Raw genomic sequence first — 19046 nt, 5'->3', positions numbered from 1 at the left:
GGTCCCTACGACGCCTTCGGGAGCTCGTGGACGTCGGGCTCCGCCGCGGCCTCGGGCTCCGCCTTGCGCGACCGCGAGGCGTACGTGTCGACGTACTCCTGACCCGAGAGCCGCATGATCTCGTACATGATCTCGTCGGTGATCGCGCGGAGGATGTAGCGGTCGTCGGCCATCCCCTCGTACCGGCTGAAGTCCAGCGGCTCGCCGAAGCGCACGCTCGGACGGGTGTAGCGGCCGAAGATCTTGCCCGGAGGCGCGACGATGTTGGTGCCCGTCACCGCGACCGGGATCACCGGCACGCCGGACTCCAGCGCGAGCCGCGCGACGCCCGTACGGCCGCGGTAGAGACGCCCGTCCGGCGAGCGCGTGCCCTCGGGGTAGATCCCGCAGACCTCGCCCTTGGACAGCAGACGCAACTGGGTGCGCAGGGCCCCCTCAGAGGCACGCCCGCCCGTACGGTCGATCGGGACCTGCCCGGTGGAGGAGAAGAACGTCTTCTGGAACCAGCCCTTGATGCCGGGACTCGTGAAGTACTCCGCCTTGGCGACGAACGTCACCCGGCGCGGCACGACGAGGGGCATGAACAGCCAGTCGCTGTAGGAGAGGTGGTTGCTCGCGATGATCACCGGCCCCTCGGCAGGCACGTTCTCCGTCCCCGAGGCCTCCGGCCTGAACACGACCTTCAGCACCGGGCCTAGGACTACGAACTTGAGCAGCCAGTAGAGCAAGACTTCCCCTCTCGATCAGCGAAAGCGTACATTGCGCGAGCCGTCCGCTGGCGAGGACTGCACCCGTCGGCCGCTCCTCGAGGTCGCCGGAGGTGGCGATCCCCTGGCACGGACGGGGCCCCGTGGGAGAAGATGGAGGTATGGCTCAAGCCCCCATGCTGCACCCGCTCGCGCACCCGCTGGCACTCGACAGCGGCCGGGCCGGTGTGCTGCTCTGCCACGGGTTCACCGGGTCGCCCGCCTCAATGACGCCATGGGCACGTCACCTCGCCTCGCAGGGGTTCACCGTGCGCGTGCCGCGGCTGCCTGGCCACGGCACGACGTGGCAGGAGCTCAACCGCACACGCTGGGAGGACTGGTACGCCGACGTCGACCGCGCGCTCGACGACCTGCGGAGCCGCTGCGACCACGTCGCCGTCGCCGGCCTGTCGATGGGCGGCGCGCTCGCGCTGCGGCTCGCCGAGCAACGCCCCTCCGACGTCGACGCGATCGTCCTGGTGAACCCGGCGGTCAACCTGGTCGATCGCCGGCTCGCCGCGCTCCCCGTCCTGCGCCACGTGGTCCCGTCGCTCCCCGGCATCGGCAACGACATCAAGAAGGCCGGGGTGGACGAGTCGGGCTACGACCGTACGCCGCTGCACGCTCTGTGGTCGCAGACGAGGCTGTGGGCCGACGTCCGCGCCAACCTGCACCGCGTCATGCAGCCCTTGCTGCTGTTCCGCTCCGTGGACGACCACGTGCTCGACCCGTCGTCCGCCCGGATCGTCCTCGCCGGGGTCTCCTCGGCGGTGGCGGTCGAGGTCGTCCTGGAGGACAGCTATCACGTGGCGACGCTCGACCACGACGCCGATCGGATCTGGCAGGAGTCGGCGGCGTTCATCGCCCGCCACACCAGCCCCAGCCCCAGCCCGCAGGAGAGTGATCCGGCCCGATGAGCGGATCGACCTCCGACGACGAGGAGTTCGAGCGGATCGTGGCAGGTCTGGAGCTCTCGCTCCCCGACGCCGACGAGGACCCACCCGACACGAGCGCGACCAACGCGCTGGCGCCACCGGCGGGCGCGCAGGAGGTGTTCCAGCCGCGCTGGTCCGACCCGCTGCCGGACGAGGAGGATGACGACGCCTGGCAGGACGGCGACTTCGTGCCGCCGGAGCCCGAGCCGTTGCCGCCGGGCGACCGCTGGACCCGCGCCGCGTGGGCGGGGCTGATCGGCGGGCCGGCGCTGCTGTTCGTGCTCGCGGTCGTCGGCGCCCCGGTCCCCGGCGTCATCCCGGGCGCCGCGGTCGTGGCGTTCGTGGCGGGCCTGCTCGTGCTGCTCGTACGCCGTGGCGACCACAATCGCGGTGACGACCCCGACCACGGCGCTGTCCTCTGACCCTCACTCCACCGTGAACGCCTCACGAAAGCGCTCGAGCGCGAGGTCGGAGCCGCCTGAGGCCCAGGCTTCCAGGGCGACCACGCCGTCGTAGCCCGTGGCGGCCAGCTCCTGGGCGACGTACGACCACCGGACCTCGCCGGTGCCGGGCTCGCAGCGGCCCGGCACGTCGGCGACCTGCACCTCACCGACGTACGGGGCCGCCCTGCGGACGAGCTCGACGAGATTCCCCTCGCCGATCTGTGCGTGGTAGAGGTCGAGGTTCATCTTGAGGTGGTCGCTGCCAACGGCCCGCACCAGCGCGAGCGTGTCTGCGGCCCGGCCGAACGGCGTGCCCGGGTGGTCGACCTCGGTGTTGAGGTTCTCGAGCACGTACGTCACGCCCTCGCGCTCGGCGAGCGCGGCGACCCGCTCGAGCGTGCGCAGCGCCGACAGCCACATCTCGCCGGTGACGACCTCGACCGGGCGTACGGGGATGCCTCCGTCGCCGAGGCCGGTGCCGTGGATGTTGAGCGTGGGACAGCCGATCGCGTGCGCGAACGGGATCGACTCGGCCGCCGTACGCAGCAGCTCGTCGGCGCCGTCGGGCGTGACCAGGTCGCCGCTCACGTAGCCGGTCATCGACGTGAAGCGTGCGCCGGTGCCGGCGAGCAGGGCCGCGTCTTTGCTCGTCCAGTCCCAGATCTCGACCGCGAACCCGGCGTCGTGGATCGTGCGCACCCGCTCGAGGTGGGGCAGGTCGAGATAGACCATCTCCGAGCAGACGGCGAGGGTGAAGGTCACGCCGGGAGCCCCTTGTCGACCTCGACGCGAGCGTCGGAGCGCATCGACGCGATGCACGCCTGCGCGATCGCGAGGGCGGCGCGCGCGTCGGCCCCGGTGACGTACGGGGCCCTCCCCTCCTGCACCGCGGCGACGAACTCGGCGAGCTCGGCCGCGTACGCGTCGCCGAGCAGCTCGACGTCACCGCGCGCCGTACCGGCCAGGCGCCCGGACGCGACGTGCAGCCGCATCGACGACGAGGCGCCGTCGCCCGCAGTCACCATGCCCGCCGAGCCCAGGACTTCGCCCCGTACGTCGTAGCCGTACGCCGCGGCGAAGCTCGCCTCGGCGGTGGCGATCGCTCCGTTGTCGTAGCGGATCACCACGACGGCGGAGTCCAGCAGCCCGGAGGCCTTGAAGTCGGGCGCCACCAGCGCGTCTGCCGTCGCGAGCACGTCGACGGCGCGCGCGCCGGGGTTGAGCCAGTTCAGCGTGTCGAAGTCGTGGATGAGCGTCTGGGTGAAGATCGTCCACGGCGGCACCGCACCGGGGTCGGCCGGGCCGTCCCCGGGGTCGCGGGTGAGCGACCGCATCATCCGCACACTGCCGATCGCGCCGTCGCCGATCGCCTCGTGAGCGGCACGGAAGTCGCGGGCGAAGCGCCGGTTGAACCCGACCTGGAACACCACGCCCGCCGCAGCCGTCGCCGCGAGCCCCTGGTCGATCTCGGCGAGCGTCATGCCCGCCGGCTTCTCGCAGAACACGTGCTTGCCGGCCTGCGCGGCGGCGACCACGAGGGCCGTGTGCGCGGTCGACGACGCCGCGATCACGACCGCATCGACGTCGTCGGCGCCGATCACGGCCTCCGCGGAGGTCTCGCCCCGTGCGCCGAGCGACTCGGCCAGTGCCGCCGCAACGCCGGGACGCGGGTCGGCCACGGCGACGAGATCGGCCCCGTGGACCCTGCGGGCGAGGGTCTCGGCGTGGGCCGCTCCGATCCGTCCGGCACCGATCAGCCCGATGCGGACCGCGCTCATCGGTCGCCCCGGGCGTACAGGTCGGGGCGCGTCGCGCTGACCACGGCCTGGCGGCTGCCGCCGAGGAGCGCGGCGACCCCGGCCTCGGCGACGACGTTCGCGAGATAGCCGTCCCACGCGGTCGGACCGTCGACCCCGCCGGCGCGCGCGGCACGGGCCCACGCCGCCAGCTCGTGCCGGTAGGCGTCGGCGAAGTGGACCACGAAGTCGCGCGCGACCTCGACGCCCTCGACGCCGGCGATCCTCGTGCTGACCGCGGGGGTCGGGACGAGGGAGGCCGTGCCGGTCGTGCCGACGACCTCGCAGCGGACGTCGTACCCGTAGCCGGCGTTGACGAAGACCTCGACCGTCGCGAGCGCTCCCCCGGCCATCTCCAGCATCGCGAGCTGGGGGTCGGGGAGCCCGTCGCGCACCGGCGACTCGACCCGGATGCCGACGACCTCGTCGTCGAGCAGCCAGGCGACCGTGTCGAGCTCATGGATCATCGACCCGGTGATGATGCCGGGTCCGGTCGCGCTCGTGGCGCTGGAGGCGTTGCGGTGCACGTTGTGCACGACCCGCACGTCGCCGAGCACGCCAGAGGTCACCGTCTCCTTCAACCGCGCGTAGCCGGGGTCGTACCGGCGCATGAAGCCGACCTGGACCAGCCGTCGGCCCCCAGCGACCTCGGCCTCGACGACGCGGAGCGCGTCCTGCGCGGTGACGGCCAGCGGCTTCTCGCACAGCACGGGCTTGCCCGCGGAGATGCAGGCCACGGCGAGGTCGGCGTGGGTCATGTCCGGCGAGGCGATGATGACGGCGTCGACCTCGTCGGACCCGATCAGCTCCTCGGCCGACGCCGCGACCTCGCCGCCAGCCGGCTGCGCCAGCTGCTCGGCTCGCGCGGTGTCGCGGTCGTAGACCCTCGTCACGGCGGTGCCGGGAACGGCCGTCGTCAGAGTACGGACGTGGTCGGCGCCCATCGCCCCTGCACCGACGACCCCGACCCGCAGCGCGGCCGTCACAGTGTCACCCACCGGCGCTCTGCGAGCGACGCACGCATGGCGTCGATCGTCTGCGCAGCGACGACCGCGTCGTGGATCGTCGCACCGTGCGGCTTGCCGTCGGCGATCGACCGTACGAGGCGCTCGGCCTCGATCACCTTGAGGTCGTCGTAGCCCATCGCGATGCCGGCGCCGGGCTGGAAGGCGCCGAGCTCACCGTCGCCCGGCCTCACGAACCAGGTCGCGTACGAGGCGTCCTGGTAGTCCTGGTCGAGGCACACCCGGAGCTCGCCGATCCGGCGGAAGTCCCAGGCGAGCGCGCCCTTCGTGCCGTGCACCTCGATGCCGTACGTGCACTGCTCGCCCACCGACGCGCGGCTCGACGAGAGCGTCCCGCGCGCGCCGCCGGCGAAGCGGAGCAGCGCGCCCACGTAGTCCTCGTTCTCGACGTCGACGAGCGGCCCCTCGCCGCCGCGCGCGAAGTGCGACGCCGCCCCGACCGAGGGCGGACGCTGAGGGATGAACCGCGCATCGTCGGCGACGAGCTCGGCGATGTCGCCGACGACGAAGCGGGCCAGGTCCGTCGCGTGGCTGACGAGGTCGCCGAGGACACCGGAGCCGGCGTACGCGTCCTGGAAGCGCCAGGTGAGCGCGCCCTGCGGGTGCGCGGCGTAGTCGGAGACGAAGCGGACGTCGACGTGCGTCAGCGTGCCGAGCCGGCCCGATTCGACGAGCTCCTTGGCACGTTCGACCGCCGGCGCGTTGCGGTAGTTGAACCCGACCGCCGACTGCACGCCGGCCGCGTCCACCGCCGCGCCGATCGCGCGGGTCTCGTCGGCGCTCCGTCCGGCCGGCTTCTCGATCCAGAGGTGCTTGCCTGCCTCGGCGACGGCCACACCGACCTCGGCGTGGATGTCGTTCGGCCCCGTCACCGACACGACGTCGACGTCCTCGCGCTCGAGGAGGTCGCGCCAGTCGGCGTAGGTCCGCTCGAACCCGTATGCGGCAGCGGCGCGTGCGAGCCGGTCGTCGTCGGCGGTGTCGGCCACTGCCACGAGGCGTGGCCGCCGCGGCGCGTCCGGGTAGTGGTGGAGGAGCCGCGCGTAGGCGCGGGCGTGGGCCTGGCCCATCCACCCGAACCCGACCACCGCCACCCGCAGGTCGTGCGTCATGCGCGCGTACGCCCTTCCGGCTCGGTGGGGGTGTCGATCGCCGCCTCGACCCCGGCGGCATCGGCGACCAGTTCCTGCGCGATCGCCGAGTCGGCACCGAGGTCGCGGCTCAGCTCGTGGCCCAGCGCCTCCAGCTCGGCGCCGCCGGCCATCATCGCGGTCAGCTCGTCGAGCGTCATCTCAGACTTCGGGAAGTCACCCATGCTGCGTCCGCGGCGCAGCAGGACGAATCGGTCTCCGACCGGGTACGCGTGGTGCGGGTTGTGCGTGATGAACACGACGCCGAGGCCGCGCTCACGGGCCTTCGCGATGTACTTGAGGACCACGCCAGACTGCTTCACGCCGAGGGCGGCGGTGGGCTCGTCGAGGATCAGCACCCGCGCCCCGAAGTAGACCGCCCGGGCGATGGCGACGCACTGACGCTCGCCGCCGGACAGCGTGCCGATGGGCTGATCGACATCGCGCAGGTCGATGCCCATGTCGGCGAGCTCCTTCTTGGTGGTGCGCTTCATGAGGTCGATGTCGAGCCGCCTCAGAGGGCCCACCCCCTTCGTCGGCTCCGACCCGAGGAAGAAGTTGCGCCACACCGGCATCAACGGCACGACCGCCAGGTCCTGGTAGACCGTCGCGATGCCGAGGGCGAGCGCAGCGCGCGGGCTCGCGAACTGGCGCGCGATGCCGTCGACGAGAAGCGTCCCCTCGGAGTGCTCGTGCGCTCCGGCGAGGATCTTGATGAACGTCGACTTGCCCGCGCCGTTGTCGCCGAGGACGCATGTCACCTCACCGGCCTTCACGGTCGTCGAGACGTCGCTCAACGCGTTGATGTTGCCGTAGTGCTTGCCGATGTCGCGGACCTCGATGATCGTCGTCCCGGGAGGGGGCGGCGCGCTCGTGGTGACGCTCGTGCTCTCCTGCTGCTTGCCCGCGCTGCTCATCGTGCGTTCTCCGCCCTCTTGCGAACCCAGTTGTTGATCAGGCACGCCCCCAGGAGCATCACGCCGAGGACCGCCTTCAGCCAGTTGCTGTCCCAGCCGGAGTACGGGATGCCCTGGTTGACCATCCCGTAGATGAGGGCCCCTAGGGCGGCGCCGATCGCCGATCCGTACCCGCCGGTGAGCAGGCATCCGCCGACGACCGCGCAGATGATGTAGATGAACTCCTGGCCGATGCCCGTGTTGCTCTGCACGGTCGACGTCCGGAACAGGACCAGCATCCCGACCAGCCAGCCGGCGAAGGCAGTGGTCATGAACAGCCCGATCTTGGTCCGGAACACCGGCACGCCGACCTGGCGCGAGGCGGACTGTGCTCCCCCGACCGCAAAGATCCAGTTGCCTGCGCGGGTCCGCATGAGCACCCACGACGCGATGATCGTGACCGCGATCCACCAGAGCACCGAGACGTGGATGGTGGCGCCGCCCACGGAGAAGGTCGACCCGAAGATCTTCTGCGGCTGGGCGTAGAAGGGGACGTTGGACATCCCCTGGATCGCGACCTGTCCGATGATCAGCTTCACGAGCGCGAGGTCGATGCCTTGGAGCACGAAGAACGTGCCGAGCGTGACGATGAAGCTCGGCAGGCCGGTCTTCATCACCATGAAGCCGTTGAGGGCGCCCACCGCCAGCGCGAGGACCAGGGCCACCACGATCGCGACCCAGATGTTCAGCCCCCAGTGCGTGGTGAGAACCCCGACCGTGAGCCCTGTGAAGCCCGTCATGACGCCGGCCGAGAGGTCGAACTCGCCACCGATCATCAGCAGCGCGACGGCGACCGCCATGATGCCGATCGTCGACGACGTCTGGAGCCACGTGCTGGCTCCTGCGGGGGTGGCGAAAGTCTCCGTCGTTAGCGCGAAGAAGAGGAACACCACGAGCGCGGCGATGAGCGCGCCGATCTCAGGGCGTTTGAGGAGCCGCGCCACCGGACCTGTCGTGGCGAGCCGTTCGTCTGGTTGTGCGGTAGCTGTCGCCATCGTCCTTCTCCTGTCGCGGTGGCTGCGGGGGTGGTGGGGCCCCGTTCCCCCGACCGGGGCCCCACCGGGCACGTCAGCGCGTGCCGTTCTTCGCGAACTCGAGCACGTCGTCGGCATTCTCCTGCGTGACGAACGCGGGTCCGGAGTTGACCGGCTGGCCACCGCCGACATCGTTGCCGTTGAGATCCTTCAGGTACAGCGTCGTCACGCCGAGGTAGCCCTGGACGTACGGCTGCTGATCGACGGCGAAGAGGATCTTGCCGTCCTGGACGTTGGTGATCACGTCCTCGGAAAGGTCGAAGGTGGCGACCTTCGCGGCGCTCCCCGCCTGCTCGACGGCGCCGACCGCGTCGATCGCGTACTGGCCGCCGAGGGTGAGGACGCCGTCGATGGAGGAGTCGGCCTGCAGCTTCGACGTGATGCTCGCCTGGACGGCGGCGTCGTCGGTGCCGTCGACCTGAAGGTTCTCGACCTTGCCGCCGAGGGTCTCCCCCACCGCCTTGCAGCGCTCCTCGAGGCCGACGTTGCCCGCCTCTTGGATCACGCAGACCACGTTGGACAGGCCCTCGTCCTTGAGTCGCTGGCCCACCGCCTGGCCGGCGATCGTCTCGCTCTGGCCGACGTGGGTGATCGCGCCGAACTCCTGGAAACGGTCGACGCCCGAGTTGATCGTCACCACCGGGATGCCGGCCGCGACGGCCGCCTTGATGCTCGTCTCCAGACCGTCAGGGTTGGCCATCGAGACGACGATGCCGTCGACCTTGTCGGCGACCGCTCCGTCGATCTTCTGCGACTGGCCGGCCGGGTCCGGGTCGCTGTCGTACTGCACGGTGACGCCGTAGTCGTCGCCGGCCTGCTCAGTGCCGGACTTGACGCGGTCCCAGAACGCGTCGCCCGCGCTGGAGTGCGTGATGACGGCGTACGTGAAGTCCCCCTTGTTGCCCGAGGCGCCGTCGTCGTCCTGGCCCGTCCCGCTGCACGCGGTCAGCGCGAGGGTGGCAGCCGCGACGACTCCGAAGAGTCTGAATCTGTTCATGGCAGGCGATCTCCTTGATTTCTGTGAGGTTCGAGATGGTGACGCTGGTTCTGCTTGTGCGCGTCGTACGTCGCGCGGGCCTCGCGGGTCGCGTCGAGGGTCGACACCTCCGCGACGGGCACGTCCCACCAGGCCGGGCTGTCCGGTGCCGGGACGAGCGGGTCTGTCTCGACGTGGATCACGGTGGTCCGCGTCGAGGCTTTGGCACTGCGCAGGGCCGCACGCAGGTCGTCGAGGCTCTTCGCGGAGATGACGTCCGCGCCGAGCGACGCGGCGTTCGCCGCCAGGTCGACCGGGAGGCGGCCGCCGTCGAGCCCGGACGGCGTCCGGTAGCGGTAGCGCGTGCCGAACCGGTGCGAGCCCAACGAATCCGAGAGCGCACCGATCGACGCGTAGCCGTGGTTCTGAACGAGCACGACGACGATCTTGACATCCTCGGCGACCGCGGTGACCAGCTCGGTGCTCATCATGAGGTAGGAGCCGTCACCGACCATGACGACGACATCGCGCGGATCGCCCGCGTCGTCGGCCGCCAGCTTGACGCCGAGACCGCCTGCGATCTCGTATCCCATGCACGAGTAGCCGTACTCGACGTGGTAACCCTTGCGGTCGCGCGTACGCCACAGCTTGTGCAAGTCGCCCGGCATGGAGCCCGCCGCGCACACCACCACGTCGCGCGGATCCGTCCCCTCGTTGACGACCCCGATCACGGCCGACTGGGCGAGCAGCGGCTCGTGGTCGAGCCCGTACGCCTCCTCGACGACCGCGTCCCAGGCGCGGGCCCGCTCGGTCGCGTCGGCGGTGTGCTCAGCGGGTGCGCGCCACCCCGAGAGCGCATCGGTCAACGCCTCCAGCCCGGTAAGGGCGTCCGCGACCAGCGAGAGACCGGCGTGCTTGTGCGCGTCGACGGCGGCGACGTTGAGGTTGACGAACCGGACGTCGGGGTGGGCGAACACCGTCCGCGACGCGGTGGTGAAGTCGCTCCACCGCGTCCCGACACCGAGGACGAGGTCGGCCTCGTTCGCGAGCGCGTCCGCGGCCTCCGTCCCGGTCGCCCCGATCGCGCCGACCGCCTGCGGGTGGTCGTACGGGAGCGAGCCCTTGCCCGCCTGCGTCTCCGCCACTGGGATGCCGGTCGCCTCGGCGAACGTACGGAGCGCGTCGTCGGCACCTGCGTAGAGGACGCCACCGCCCGCGACCAGGAGCGGGCGCTGCGCCGAGCGGATCAGCACGGCCGCCTGCGCGACGAGGCTCGGCTCGGGGAGCGGCCGCGCAATGTGCCAGACCCGCCGCTCGAACAGCGCGTCGGGCCAGTCGTACGCCTCGGCCTGCACGTCCTGCGGCAGGCACAGCGTGACCGCGCCGGTGTCGGCCGGGTCGGTAAGGACCCGCATCGCGGCGAGCAGCGCGGACGGGAGCTGCTCGGGGCGCTCGATGCGGTCCCAGTAGCGCGAGACGGGTCGGAAGGTGTCGTTCACCGAGGCCTTCATGCTGGTCGGGTCCTCGAGCTCCTGCAGCACCGGGTTCGCGACGCGGGTCGCGAAGACGTCTCCCGGCAGGAGCAGCACCGGCAGGCGGTTGATCGTCGCGAGCGCGGCACCGGTGACCATGTTGGTCGCGCCCGGTCCGACCGACGCCGTCACCGCGAAGGCGGCCATGCGGTCACGCTGCCGGGCGTACGCGACGCTCGCGTGGACCATCGCCTGCTCGTTGCGGCCCTGCAGGTAGCGCAGGTGGGACGGGTCGCCGGAGAGCTCCCGTTCGAGCAGGGCCTCGCCGATCCCGGCGACGTTGCCGTGGCCGAAGATGCCCCAGCAGCCGGCGAAGAACGCGTTCTCTTCGCCGTCGCGCTCGACGTGCTGCGCCTCCAAGAACCGGACGAGGGCCTGGGCGACGGTCAGTCGGGTCGTGCTCATCGGGGTCCTCCCTTCGGGAGCCGGGGGTCGATGGGCTGGTCTGCCCAGGTGTCGCGCACCCAGGCGTGCTGCGGGTCGTCGCTGATCAGCCACGCCCGCTCGTCTCCCGGGCCCGCCATCACGTTCAGGTAGTAGAGGTCGTACCCGGGTGCGGCCATCGACGGACCGTGCCAGCCGTACGGGATGAGGACGACGTCGCCCGAGCGCACCTCGGCGAGCTCGTCGATCGGCGCCCCGTCATGGCCGTACACGCGCTGGTAGCCCAGGCCAGGCCCGTTCGGCCCGTCGGCGACTTCGAAGTAGTAGATCTCCTCCAGCTCGCTCTCGTGCTCGCCCTGCTCGTCGTGCTTGTGCGGCGGGTACGACGACCAGTTGCCGGCAGGCGTCAGCACCTCGCAGACGATCAGCCGGTCAGCCTCGAACGTGCCGGGCAGGCACAGGTTGTGGACCTGGCGGCTGGCGCTCCCGGCTCCCCGCAACTCCACCGGGACGTCGGCGGCGGCCACGCGACGGAACGGGAGCGTACGGTCGCATCGGGCCGAGGCGAGCGCGAACCGGCCGCCGTTCTCGCTCACGATCGTGACGTCTGCCCCTCTCGGGACGTAGACGAAGTCGCTCGGCCCCGCGAACACGTCCGGCCGTCCGGCGACGACGAGCTCGTCGTCGCCGCACCGCACCCGGCACGAGCCGGCCAGGGCGAGCACCAGCACCTCGGCGTCCCCGGTCGCGGCGTCATACGACTCCCCCGGTGCGAGCCGCAGGACGCGCAGGCCGCTGAAGCCCCACCCGGCGCTCTCCGGCGTCACGTCGAGCGCGACCTGCCCCTCGCGGGCGCTGTGCAGAACGCGCCCGCTCATCGGGAGATCATCTCCACCGTGGCGTCCACGGCTGCCTCGACGTCGCCGTCAGGCGGGTACAGCAGCGAGCGGCCGACGACCATCCCCCGGACCTGGGGACTGGCGAGCGCCTTGGACCACGCGGCAAACTGCGCCCCCTGGTCCGACGACACCTCGCCACCGAGCAGGACGACCGGCAGCGTGGTGGCGGCGAGGACCGCGTCCATGTCGTCGACGACCGGCAGCTTCAGCCAGGTCCGCGACGAGGTCCCTCCGAGCCCGGCGGCCACGGTCGCCGACCGTACGACCGCCTCGGTCGTGAGATCGTTGCGGATCCGCCCCCGCTCGTCGCGGTGCGAGAGGAACGGCTCGACCATCGCCGTCAGCCGGTGTGCGGCGAGGTCGTCGACCGCTCGTGCGCACGCCTCCATCGTTCGCACCGTAGCGGGGTCCGACGGATCGATGCGCAGCAGCATCTTGCCGCCTTGAAGACCTGCCCGGCGGATCGAGGCCGCGTCGTACCCGGTGAAGCGGTCGTCGATCTCGAACGCGGTGCCCGCGAGGCCGCCACGGTTCATCGATCCGAAGACGACCTTGTCCTCCAGCACCCCCATCAGCAGCAGGTCGTCCACGAGGTCGGCCGTCCCGAGGAAGCCGTCGACGCCGGGCCGCTCCAGCGCCCGGACCACCCTGTCGAGCAGCACGGCACGGTCGCCCATCGCCAACGGGTCGTCGCCGGCCCGCAGCGCGCCACGGGCGGGATGGTCCGCGGCGACGAGCAGGAGCCGGCCGGTCTGGCCGACGAGACTGTCAGGCCGGCGCCGTTCCTCGGCAAGGCGTCCGATGCACTCCGGGTCGCGGACCCGGGCGTCGACGAGCTCGGCGACGGTGGATCCGGTCACGCGCGTGCTCATGCGTGACCGCCCAGCATCGTCGTGACCTGCGCGACGTCCGGCATCGCGTCGGCGCAGGCCAGCTGCCCGGCGACGTACGCGCCGGCGGCGTTCGCGAACGACAGCGTCCGTCGCAGGTCCCACCTCTCCAGCAGCCCGTGGCACAGCGCACCCCCGAACGCGTCGCCGGCGCCGAGGCCGTTGACCACCTCGACGGGCACCGGCGGCACGATGACGTGCTCGCGGCCCTCCGTGCCGAGCACTCCGGCCGGCCCCTGCTTCACGACCGCCAGACCCACGCCGGCGTCGCGCAGCGCCTTCGCCGCGGCCTCCGGGTCGGACTCGCCGACCGCGACCTCGCACTCCTCGCGGTTGCCGACGGCCACGGTCACGTACGGCAGCGCGCGGGCGACCTGCGCGCTCGCCTCGTCCGCCGACGCCCAGAACATCGGCCGGTAGTCGAGGTCGAGCACCGTCACGCCACGCCCGCCGCGCGCCTCGAGCGCGGTCAGCGTCGCCTCCCGGCTCGGCTCCTCGGACAGACCCGTCACGGTCACCCAGAACACGTCTGCCGCGCGTACGGCGTCGAGGTCGAGCTCGTCGGCGCGGATCTGGAGATCGGGAGCGGTCGGGAGGCGGTAGAAGTACAGCGGGAAGTCGTCCGGAGGGAAGATCTCGCAGAACGTGACCGGGGTCGGAAGACCGGCGACGGAGGTGACGAACCGGTCGTCGACGCCGAAGCCGTCGAGCGCCCGGTGCACGAACCGGCCGAAGGGATCGTCGCCGGTACGGGTGATCACCGCCGACCGGCGACCGAGCCGCGCAGCGGCAACCGCGACGTTGGTCGCGCTGCCGCCGAGGAACTTGGCGAACGACGTCACGTCCTCCAGCCCCACGCCCACCTGCTCGGGATAGATGTCGACCCCGACCCGGCCCATCGTCAGCACCTCGAAGGGTGTCGTCTCGTGTGGCGTCACGGGGCGACACCCTCGAGGTAGGTGAGGCTCGCCCGGACGTCGCCGAGCGGGCCCTCGCCCTCCGGCTCGTGGTCCAGCATCACGTCCTGCTCCAGCACGTACCAGCCGTCGTAGCCGTGCGTCTCGAGCAGCCCGACGAGGCCTGCGACGTCGACGTCACCCTGCCCGAGCGGGCGGAACAGGCCAGCCCGTACGGCGTCGCTGAACGTGGAGCGGCCCTCGTGCACGTCGCTCGCCAGCTGCGCGTCGACGTCCTTGAGGTGGACGTGCGCGATGCGGTCCGGGTGTTCCTTGGTCAGCAGGACCGGGTCGGCGCCCGCCGCCATGAGGTGTCCTGTGTCGACGCACAGGGACACACGCGAGCGGGTCAGCACGGTCTCGACCTCCTCGGCACCCTCGACCATCGTCCCCACGTGCGGATGGAGGGCGGCGACCAGCCCGCGGGCCTGGGCGCGGTCGTGCAAGGCGTCCAAGCGTGCACAGAGGGTCGCCCACTGGGCCTCGCCCAGCTCGGGACGCGCGTCGTACCCGTTCACCCCGGTCGCGGCGGCGAGGACGACGACCCCGGCACCGGCGGCGACGCACGCGTCCGCGAAGGCGTCGAACGCGGCGGTCGGGTCGGAGTCGGCGTCGTGGAGCACGACCGGCAGGAAGCCCCCGACCGCCTGCAGACCGTGCTCGCGGAGCACCGCGGCCTTGGCCACCGGGTCGTCGGGAAGCCAGCCCTCCGGCCCGAACTCGGTCGCCTCGAGGCCCACCTCCCGCATCTCGTCGAGCACACGCTCTCTCGACAGCTGGAGGCCCCACCCCTCGACCTCGCACACACCCCACGAGATCGGAGCCCCGGCGATCCGGCCACGCATCATGTCCACCTTGCCTTTGTCGCTGGTCGTCCTGATGCCGTCAGTGTGGCGACCCTCACATAAGGTGTCAATACTTTGTCAGGACATATAGACGTTCTTACGTCCACTGGCCCTATAGTTCTCGCATGGGTGCTGGGCCAGACATCTCGCTCGACCGGTCGAGTCCGGTGCCGCTGTACTTCCAGATCGCCGAGCAGCTCGAGGGGGCGATCGTCAGCGGCACGCTCGCGCCCGGCGACCGGATCGACAACGAGCTCGCCCTCGCAGGTCGTCTCGGCCTCTCCCGCCCGACGGTCCGCCAGGCGATCCAGGTCCTCGTCGACAAGGGCATGGTCGTCCGCAAGCGCGGGGTCGGCACCCAGGTCGTGCACGGCAAGGTCCGGCGCTCCGTCGAGCTCACCAGCCTTTACGACGACCTCGCCGCCGCTGGGCAGGACCCGCGTACGGAGGTGCTCGGGCTGCACCGCATCGAGGCCGGCGAGGATGTGGCCCGTGAGCTCCAGCTCGAGCCGGGCACGCCCGTGTGGTCCCTCGAGCGCGTCCGCTACATCGGCGACGAGCCGCTCGCGCTCATGCACAACCTGCTCCCGGCGCCGCTGCTCGACCTCGGCGAGATCGACCTCACCGACGTCGGTCTCTATGCGGCGATGCGCAGCGCCGGGATCTGGATGCGGGTCGCCAAGCAGCGGATCGGCGCCCGGCGCGCCGACGCAACGGAGGCACGGCTCCTGTCAGAGCGCAAAGGCGCTCCCCTGCTGACCATGCAGCGCACCGCATACGACGATGCCGGACGCGCGGTCGAGTACGGCGAGCACGCGTACCGGCCCGACCTCTACGCCTTCGAGATCACGCTCGTCGACCGCTGAGCCGCACCAGCGACCCCTCCGTGAGGGGACGCCTGCGGCGGCCTCGACGCGCACGGCGCCGGACGGTGCGTGCCATGTCGGCGGCACCGATCATGCCCGCGTCGTTGCCCAGGTGTGCACGGACGATCAGCGCCTCCGGCCGGAAGCCGCGCCCCGTCAGCGTGTGTCGGAAGGCAGCCCGTGCCGGCTCGAGCAGCAGGTCGTCGGCATCGGACACTCCTCCGCCGACCACGAAGAGGCCCGGGTCGAACGCCGCGGCCAGGTTGGCGATCCCGACCCCGAGCCACGTCCCCACGTCGTGCAGCGATCGGATCGCGTCCTCGTCGCCCTCGCGCGCCAGCTCCGACACGACAAGACCGTTCACCCGGTCGGCATCACCGTCGACGCGCTCGAGCAGTCGCTTGCCATAGACTTCGCCGCGCTCCACCGCCGCCTGAGCGTCACGGATCAGCGCGTTTCCGCTCGCGTACTGCTCGAGGCACCCTCGGTTGCCGCACTCGCACGCCCGACCGTCGGGCACCACGATCATGTGTCCGAACTCGCCGGCGATGCCGAACCGGCCCCGGTGAGGGCGTCCGTCGATCACGAGCGACCCGCCGATGCCGGTGCCGAGGGTCAGACAGACCATGTCCTCCTCGTTTTGGGCGGCGCCGAAGCGCCACTCCGCCCACGCGGCGGCGTTGGCGTCGTTGTCGACGAGGACCGACAGGCCGGTACGCCGCTGCACCGCGTCGCGCAGCGGCTCGTGCCTCCACGCGAGGTGGGGAGAGAAGAGGACCGTCGACTGTGTCGCGTCGACGAACCCCGCCGCACCGATGCCGACCGAGGTGACGTGGTGGTGCTGGCGCAGCCTCGCCACGATGCCCGCGATCGCGTCGAGGACCGCCGCCGGGCTCGTGGTCGGCGTGTCACGGCTCAGGCGCTCGAGCACGTGCCCGTCGAGGTCGACGACGCCGGCCTTGACCCGGGTGCCACCGATGTCGATACCGATCGAGAGACGCTCAGCCATCCGTGCTCCCCGTCACCGTGTCCGGGCCAGATCGGCTGCGCCGATCATGCCGGCATCGTTGCCGAGGCTTGCGGGGCGCAACGCCGCCTGCGGCCGGTAGACGGGGGCCGACAACGACCGCAGGAACGCCGTCCGTGCCGGCTCCAGCAGCAGGTCGCCGGCGCGAGCGACACCGCCACCGATCGCCACCACGCTCGGGTCGATCACCGCGGCGAGGCTCGCGATGCCCTCGCCGAGCCAGCGGCCGACGTCGGCGATCAGATCGATCGCCATCGGGTCGCCCTTCTGCGCCTGCTCGGTCACCATCTGGCCGGTGATCAGCGAGACGTCACCGTCGACGAGCGTGGCCAGCGGCTTCGCGAGATCGATCTGCGCGCTGATGCGGTCGCGGGTCTCTCGCACGAGCGCGCGCCCGCTGGCGTACTGCTCCCAGCAGCCGTACTGGCCGCAGCCGCAGCGGATCCCCGCCGGGACCATCCGCAGGTGCCCGATCTCGCCCGCGACGCCGAAGGCGCCGCGGTCGAGGCGGCCGCCCTGGATGATGCCGCCACCGATCCCGGTGCCGACCGTGACCAGCAGCATGTCGTCGACGTCGGCGCCCGCACCGAAGCGGAACTCGCCCCACGCCGCGGCGTTGGCGTCGTTCTCGATGACGACGGGGAGGTCGACCAGAGCCTCGAGGCGGTCGGCCAGCGGCTCGTCGATCCACTTGATGTTGGGGGCGAACAGCACCGTACGACGGGCTGCATCGACGAAGCCCGCGGCGCCGACGCCCACGGCCTCGACGTCGTGGTCGCGCTTGAGCGCGTTGACTGACTCCGCGACAGCGTCGACGATCAGCGTGGGGTCGGTCGCCGGCGTCTTGCGCCGGTCGTGGGCCACGACGGCGCCGTGCTCGTCGACGACCGCGACGGCGATCTTCGTCCCGCCGATGTCGACTCCGACCGTCACTGCCATGGCCCGTCCTCCACATCGATGTTCTCCACCGGGTCGTCGGCACGCTTGCCGTCGTCCCCCGCCTCTCGGGGCGTTGCCCACGACTCCACCACACCACGAGCCGCGAGCGTCAGCGAGGTCAGCGCTGAGACCAGGTGCTCGGCCACCTCGGGGCGTGCATGGCGCACGACCGTGAGCAGCTGGCAGAGCGGGCAGTAGTCACAGACCTCCGGACGGTGCTCGTGCGGGATCGCGCCCGCTTCACCGTCCGTGTCACCGTTCGCCTCACCACCGGCGGCGAACCGACCCTCGGTCGCCTGCTGGGCAAGCACACGGGCCAGCTTCATCGCCTCGTGCGCCAGGGTCCCGACGTCGTCGCCGCCGCTCGGTGCAGTCATGCCTCTCCTCGTACGGATTCCGGTGGGGTGCAGCGCGGGTGGGGTCGTCAGATCCTACCGAGGGCCGCGACCACGACGGTATCGCTCAGGGTGTCGCCCGCGTCTCGGGCGGCGGTGCAAACCGTACGGCGAGGTGACCGGCATCGAGGTGCGCTCCTGTGACCGCGTACCTAGTGAGCATCGAAGGGAGCGCCAGCACCCGCCGGTACGACCCCACAGTGACCACCAGATCGCCGCCGTGACGGGTCAGCCCGACCTCTCCCCCGGTCGCGAACGGCAGCGCCAGACGCAGCTCGACCTCGGCGCCGCGGCGCACCACGTCCATCGGCGGTGGCGCATCGACGACCGCGACCGGGTCGGACTCCCCGTACGCGGCGCGTGCCAGCTCGGCGAGGGCGGCTGCGCCCACCGGCTCCCTCGGCGCGTACTCGGCGCGCCACACCGGGAGCGGCGCGAAGGACGCCTCCACGTCGGCCAGGGTCTCGCGCTGCGCCTCGGCCCACGTGCGGCGCCACTTGTCGTCGTCCGAGTCGGGGAAGACGCGGTTCGCGACCACCCCGTCGACCGTGTAGCCGTACAGCGACAACGTCGTCAGCGCCCTGCGCGCCTCGGCGACCACCACCGACTCCGGTGTGAGCACCAGTCGCACCGACGAGGTGGGAGCAGCCAGGAGCGTCCGCACCTCACGCAGGTCGGCGTGCAGGCGCTGCACGGCCTCACCGACCCTCGGTTCGGGGACCGGTACGCCCGCCGCGCGAGCGAGCGCCGGTGTCACGGCCCGGACGACCCGGCTGCCGGAGGTGGCGAGGCGGTCGAGGTACCAGCCGAGCGCCTCCGGCAGCGCGAGGAGCCGGAGCGTCTCGGCGGTCGGGGCGCAGTCGACGACCACGAGGTCCCACGCGCCCGAGACGACCTCGTCGCGCAGCGCCAGGAGCGCGAGCACCTCCTCGGCACCCGGGAGGACGGTGATCTCCTCGGCGGTGATCGGGTCGGTGCCGGCGGCGTCGAGGACCGCCCGCAGGTAGTCCTGGATCGACGCCCACGAGTCCTCGAAGCGTCGCTGCGCGTCGACCTGCTGGATCCACACGCGCTCCGCCACGGGCGTGTGGCCGTCGGCCGACCCTCCGGCCGAGACGCCGAACGCGTCGGAGAGCGAGTGCGCGGCGTCGGTCGACAGCACCAGCGTCCGCAGGCCTCGCTCGCCGGCGAGCACCGCCGTACCGGCCGCCGTCGTCGTCTTGCCGACTCCGCCCTTGCCCGTCAGGAGCACCACGCGGGTCACCCCGCGGC

General features: G+C 71.7%; 20 protein-coding genes. 3 read left to right on the top strand and 17 right to left on the bottom strand.

All coding sequences use genetic code 11. The features are described 5' to 3' along the window. Positions 1 to 5 precede the first annotated feature (5 nt). Positions 6 to 728, bottom strand: a complete 723-nt coding sequence (locus HCT63_RS18475) for a lysophospholipid acyltransferase family protein (protein WP_167008332.1) — start codon at positions 726 to 728, stop codon at positions 6 to 8. Between the two features lie 140 nt (positions 729 to 868). Here HCT63_RS18475 and HCT63_RS18470 point away from each other — a divergent pair, with 140 nt between their 5' ends. Together HCT63_RS18470 and HCT63_RS18465 are read left to right on the top strand one after the other, a co-directional pair. Beyond that, on the top strand, positions 869 to 1663 hold the full coding sequence (locus HCT63_RS18470; protein WP_243843115.1) for an alpha/beta fold hydrolase: 795 nt from the start codon (positions 869 to 871) through the stop codon (positions 1661 to 1663). Further along, on the top strand, positions 1660 to 2103 hold the full coding sequence (locus tag HCT63_RS18465; protein WP_167008329.1) for a hypothetical protein: 444 nt from the start codon (positions 1660 to 1662) through the stop codon (positions 2101 to 2103). Before HCT63_RS18470 ends, HCT63_RS18465 begins: the two co-directional genes overlap by 4 nt. A gap of 3 nt (positions 2104 to 2106) precedes the next feature. On the opposite strand, the gene HCT63_RS18460 is transcribed toward HCT63_RS18465, so the two are convergent. From HCT63_RS18460 to HCT63_RS18405, 12 genes are all read right to left on the bottom strand, one after another. Then, a complete protein-coding gene (locus HCT63_RS18460; protein WP_243843114.1) occupies positions 2107 to 2886 on the bottom strand; it encodes a TIM barrel protein in 780 nt (259 codons plus the stop codon). Then, the gene (locus tag HCT63_RS18455; protein WP_167008326.1) at positions 2883 to 3902 is read right to left on the bottom strand and encodes a Gfo/Idh/MocA family oxidoreductase; all 1020 of its coding nucleotides are present in this window, start codon (positions 3900 to 3902) and stop codon (positions 2883 to 2885) included. The genes HCT63_RS18460 and HCT63_RS18455 overlap by 4 nt, the downstream gene beginning before the upstream one ends. Then, on the bottom strand, positions 3899 to 4918 hold the full coding sequence (locus HCT63_RS18450) for a Gfo/Idh/MocA family oxidoreductase (protein WP_243843113.1): 1020 nt from the start codon (positions 4916 to 4918) through the stop codon (positions 3899 to 3901). The genes HCT63_RS18455 and HCT63_RS18450 overlap by 4 nt, the downstream gene beginning before the upstream one ends. Continuing rightward, positions 4903 to 6057: a Gfo/Idh/MocA family oxidoreductase gene (locus HCT63_RS18445; protein ID WP_167008323.1), complete on the bottom strand. Its 1155-nt coding sequence runs from the start codon at positions 6055 to 6057 to the stop codon at positions 4903 to 4905. The genes HCT63_RS18450 and HCT63_RS18445 overlap by 16 nt, the downstream gene beginning before the upstream one ends. Further along, complete coding sequence (locus HCT63_RS18440; RefSeq protein WP_167008320.1) at positions 6054 to 6992, bottom strand: ATP-binding cassette domain-containing protein; 939 nt, start codon at positions 6990 to 6992, stop codon at positions 6054 to 6056. Before HCT63_RS18440 ends, HCT63_RS18445 begins: the two co-directional genes overlap by 4 nt. Beyond that, the gene (locus tag HCT63_RS18435) at positions 6989 to 8026 is read right to left on the bottom strand and encodes an ABC transporter permease (RefSeq protein WP_167008317.1); all 1038 of its coding nucleotides are present in this window, start codon (positions 8024 to 8026) and stop codon (positions 6989 to 6991) included. Before HCT63_RS18435 ends, HCT63_RS18440 begins: the two co-directional genes overlap by 4 nt. 73 nt (positions 8027 to 8099) lie before the next feature. Next, complete coding sequence (locus HCT63_RS18430; protein WP_167008314.1) at positions 8100 to 9062, bottom strand: sugar ABC transporter substrate-binding protein; 963 nt, start codon at positions 9060 to 9062, stop codon at positions 8100 to 8102. After that, complete coding sequence (gene iolD, locus HCT63_RS18425) at positions 9059 to 10978, bottom strand: 3D-(3,5/4)-trihydroxycyclohexane-1,2-dione acylhydrolase (decyclizing) (RefSeq protein ID WP_167008311.1); 1920 nt, start codon at positions 10976 to 10978, stop codon at positions 9059 to 9061. The genes HCT63_RS18430 and iolD overlap by 4 nt, the downstream gene beginning before the upstream one ends. Next, on the bottom strand, positions 10975 to 11835 hold the full coding sequence (gene iolB / locus HCT63_RS18420; protein WP_167008308.1) for a 5-deoxy-glucuronate isomerase: 861 nt from the start codon (positions 11833 to 11835) through the stop codon (positions 10975 to 10977). Before iolB ends, iolD begins: the two co-directional genes overlap by 4 nt. Next, positions 11832 to 12728 carry an aldolase gene (locus tag HCT63_RS18415; RefSeq protein ID WP_167008305.1) on the bottom strand — a complete coding sequence of 299 codons (897 nt, stop codon included), beginning with the start codon at positions 12726 to 12728 and terminating at the stop codon, positions 11832 to 11834. Before HCT63_RS18415 ends, iolB begins: the two co-directional genes overlap by 4 nt. After that, positions 12725 to 13645, bottom strand: coding sequence for a 5-dehydro-2-deoxygluconokinase (gene iolC / locus HCT63_RS18410; protein ID WP_167009294.1), 921 nt, complete (start codon positions 13643 to 13645; stop codon positions 12725 to 12727). The genes HCT63_RS18415 and iolC overlap by 4 nt, the downstream gene beginning before the upstream one ends. A gap of 35 nt (positions 13646 to 13680) precedes the next feature. Further along, the gene (locus HCT63_RS18405; RefSeq protein ID WP_208322511.1) at positions 13681 to 14547 is read right to left on the bottom strand and encodes a TIM barrel protein; all 867 of its coding nucleotides are present in this window, start codon (positions 14545 to 14547) and stop codon (positions 13681 to 13683) included. Between the two features lie 125 nt (positions 14548 to 14672). Here HCT63_RS18405 and HCT63_RS18400 point away from each other — a divergent pair, with 125 nt between their 5' ends. Next, positions 14673 to 15413 carry a GntR family transcriptional regulator gene (locus HCT63_RS18400; protein WP_167008301.1) on the top strand — a complete coding sequence of 247 codons (741 nt, stop codon included), beginning with the start codon at positions 14673 to 14675 and terminating at the stop codon, positions 15411 to 15413. On the opposite strand, the gene HCT63_RS18395 is transcribed toward HCT63_RS18400, so the two are convergent. From HCT63_RS18395 to HCT63_RS18380, 4 genes are all read right to left on the bottom strand, one after another. Continuing rightward, positions 15394 to 16422 (bottom strand): ROK family glucokinase, encoded by a 1029-nt coding sequence (locus HCT63_RS18395; RefSeq protein WP_167008298.1) that lies wholly within the window; start codon positions 16420 to 16422, stop codon positions 15394 to 15396. The two genes, HCT63_RS18400 and HCT63_RS18395, sit on opposite strands and share 20 nt — an antisense overlap. Before the next feature lie 12 nt (positions 16423 to 16434). Next, the gene (locus tag HCT63_RS18390) at positions 16435 to 17379 is read right to left on the bottom strand and encodes an ROK family glucokinase (protein ID WP_167008295.1); all 945 of its coding nucleotides are present in this window, start codon (positions 17377 to 17379) and stop codon (positions 16435 to 16437) included. Next, positions 17370 to 17756, bottom strand: a complete 387-nt coding sequence (locus HCT63_RS18385) for a hypothetical protein (protein ID WP_167008292.1) — start codon at positions 17754 to 17756, stop codon at positions 17370 to 17372. Before HCT63_RS18385 ends, HCT63_RS18390 begins: the two co-directional genes overlap by 10 nt. Positions 17757 to 17841: 85 nt before the next feature. Further along, positions 17842 to 19038 carry an ArsA family ATPase gene (locus HCT63_RS18380; protein WP_243843112.1) on the bottom strand — a complete coding sequence of 399 codons (1197 nt, stop codon included), beginning with the start codon at positions 19036 to 19038 and terminating at the stop codon, positions 17842 to 17844. Between the last annotated feature and the right edge of the window lie 8 nt (positions 19039 to 19046).

Source organism: Mumia sp. ZJ430 (assembly GCF_011751845.1).
Lineage (GTDB): Bacteria > Actinomycetota > Actinomycetes > Propionibacteriales > Nocardioidaceae > Mumia.
The sequence above is the reverse complement of the archived record's forward strand: the minus strand, read 5'-3'. Positions and strand labels throughout refer to the sequence as shown.